This window comes from Hansschlegelia beijingensis, from assembly GCF_045505405.1.
Lineage (GTDB): Bacteria > Pseudomonadota > Alphaproteobacteria > Rhizobiales > Methylopilaceae > Methylopila > Methylopila beijingensis_A.
The window spans coordinates 1-2,805 of the sequence record NZ_JBJKEX010000387.1; the positions used below are offsets into that span (position 1 = coordinate 1).

At 71.4% G+C, this 2,805-nt stretch carries 2 protein-coding genes; both read left to right on the top strand.

Translation table 11 applies throughout. The features are described from left to right. Positions 1–1,805, top strand: a 1,805-nt coding sequence (locus ACIKT0_RS16470) for a hydantoinase B/oxoprolinase family protein (RefSeq protein ID WP_407106465.1), incomplete at its 5' end; no start/stop codon positions are given. 5 nt (positions 1,806–1,810) lie between these two features. Beyond that, positions 1,811–2,671 carry a 3-methyl-2-oxobutanoate hydroxymethyltransferase gene (gene panB / locus ACIKT0_RS16475; protein ID WP_407106466.1) on the top strand — a complete coding sequence of 287 codons (861 nt, stop codon included), beginning with the start codon at positions 1,811–1,813 and terminating at the stop codon, positions 2,669–2,671. Positions 2,672–2,805: the final 134 nt, after the last annotated feature.

Sequence of the window (2,805 nt, forward strand, 5' to 3'; positions counted from 1 at the left end):
AGCCGGAACGCGCCGCCCAGGGCGACGCGGCCCCGGCCCCTGAGCGGCAGGCCGCGATCTTCACCGGCGGCGCCGCGCGGGAGGCCGGCGTGTTCCGCCGCGAGGCGCTGAAGGTCGGCCAGGTCGTCGACGGCCCGGCGCTGATCGTCGAGCCGAACCAGACCGTGGTGGTCGAAGACGGTTGGCGCGCCGAACTCACCGCGCGCGACCATCTGGTCCTCACCCGCGCCCGGCCCCGCGCGGCGACGCGGGCGGTCGGCACGTCGGCCGACCCCGTCATGCTCGAGATCTTCAACAACCTGTTCATGTCGATCGCCGAGCAGATGGGACTCGTGCTGCAGAACACCGCGAGCTCCGTGAACATCAAGGAGCGGCTCGACTTCTCCTGCGCGGTGTTCGCACCCGATGGCGCGCTGGTCGCCAACGCGCCGCACATGCCGGTGCATCTCGGCTCGATGGACCGCTCGGTCGAGGCGGTGCTGCGCCGGGCGGGCGATCGACTGAAGCCCGGCGTGACCTTCGCGCTCAACGCCCCCTACGACGGCGGCACCCATCTGCCGGACGTCACGGTCGTGACCCCGGTGTTCGACGACGCCGGCGAGCGACTGCTGTTCCTGGTGGCGAGCCGCGGCCACCACGCCGACATCGGCGGCGTGGCGCCCGGATCGATGTCGCCTCGCGCCACCACGATCGACCAGGAGGGGGTGACGATCGACGTCGTCGCGCTGGTGGAGGACGGCCGCTTTCAGGAGGAGCGCATCCGCGGGATTTTGGCCGACGCGCGCTATCCGGCGCGCAATCCCGACCAGAACGTCGCCGACCTCAAGGCGCAGATCGCCGCCAACGCCAAGGGGGTCGCCGAGCTCAACAGGATGATCGCCACCTTCGGGCTCGACGTGGTCGGCGCCTATATGGGCCATGTGCAGGACAACGCCGCCGAGAGCGTCGCGCGGGTAATCGAGCGGCTGGAGGACGCCGAGTTCGCCTGCGAGACGGATCAGGGGGCGACCATCCCGGTGAGGATCTCGGTCGATCGCCAGGCCCGCACCGCCACCGTCGACTTCACCGGCACGAGCCCGCAGCAGCCGGACAATTTCAACGCCCCCGAGCCGGTCACCCGCGCGGCCGTGCTCTACGCCTTCCGCGTGATGGTCGACGACGACATCCCGATGAACGCCGGCTGCCTCAGGCCCGTTCGGATCATTGTCCCCGAAGGGTCGATGCTGAGCCCGAAGCCGCCCGCGGCGGTGGTCGCCGGCAATGTCGAGACCAGCCAGATGGTGGTGGACTGCCTGTTCGGCGCCATGAAGGTCATGGCGGCGGCGCAGGGCACGATGAACAATCTGACCTTCGGCGACGAACGGCGGCAGTATTACGAGACCATCTGCTCCGGCGCTCCGGCGGGACCCGGGTTCGACGGCGCGGACGCGGTCCACACGCACATGACGAATTCGCGGCTGACCGATCCGGAGATCCTGGAGCAGCGCTATCCGGTCGTGCTCGAGGAGTTCTCGATCCGCCGCGGGTCGGGCGGGCGCGGGAAATGGTCGGCGGGCGACGGCGTTCGCCGCGTGATCCGCTTCCTCGAGCCGATGGACTGCGCGATCCTCTCGGGCCGCCGGATCACCCGGGCCTTCGGCGTCGCGGGAGGGCAGGAGGGCCAGCCGGGGCGGAATTTCGTCCGCCGGGCCGGCGGAGCACTGGAACAACTCGCCGGATGCGACCAAATCAGCGTCGACCCTGGCGACGCGATCGTCATAGAAACGCCCACGGGCGGCGGCTGGGGCCGCAGCGAGGAGTCCTGAGCCTCATGAGCGCACGTCGACCCACCCCCGGGGAGGGCGAACGGTCGAAGCCGGTGACGGTCTCGGCGATCCGCAACGCCAAGGGCGGGGAGCCGCTCGTCTGCCTGACCGCCTACACGACGCCCGTCGCGCAGGCGCTCGACGCGTCCTGCGACCTTCTCCTGGTGGGGGACTCGCTGGGCATGGTGGTCTACGGGCTCGACAGCACGATCCCGGTCACGCTGGACATGATGATCGCCCATGGGGCGGCGGTCGTGCGCGGCGCGAAACACGCGCTGGTCGTCGTGGACCTGCCGTTCGGCGCCTATCAGGAAAGTCCCGCCCAGGCGTTCCGCAGCGCGGCGCGCATCCTGGCCGAGACCGGCTGCGGCGCGGTCAAGCTCGAGGGCGGGGCCGTGATGGCCGAGACCATCAACTTCCTCACGCAGCGCGGCGTCCCGGTTCTGGCGCATGTCGGGCTGCAGCCCCAGTCGGTGAACGCGCTCGGCGGCTATGCGGCACGCGGCAAGCAGGCCGCGGAGGCCGAGGCGATCGTGGCGGACGCGCGCGCGGTGACGGACGCCGGCGCCTTCGCGGTGGTGATCGAGGGCGTGGTGGCGCCGCTCGCCGCCCGCATCACGTCAACGATCCGGGTGCCGACGATCGGCATCGGGGCTTCGGCGGAGTGCGACGGGCAGATCCTCGTGACCGACGACATGATGGGCGTGACCTTCGGCCATGTGCCGAAGTTCGTCCGCCGCTACGCGGATGTGGGCGCTGCCATGAAGGCCGCCGCGGAGGCTTATGCGGCGGACGTGCGGGCCCGCCGCTTCCCCGGCGAGGAGCACCTCTACGGCGCGCCCAAGCCGCAGGTGGCGGCCGGCTGAGGCTTCAGCGGGCGCGCTCGCGCCGCCCGAGCGCCGTGTCCTTCCTCGCATCACCACAAGACGCTGCAGCCGCCCGGATGCGACTCCTCGCGGAGGCGGCGCGAGAGGCCTGCAGCCGGGGAGCGGCCCCGGTG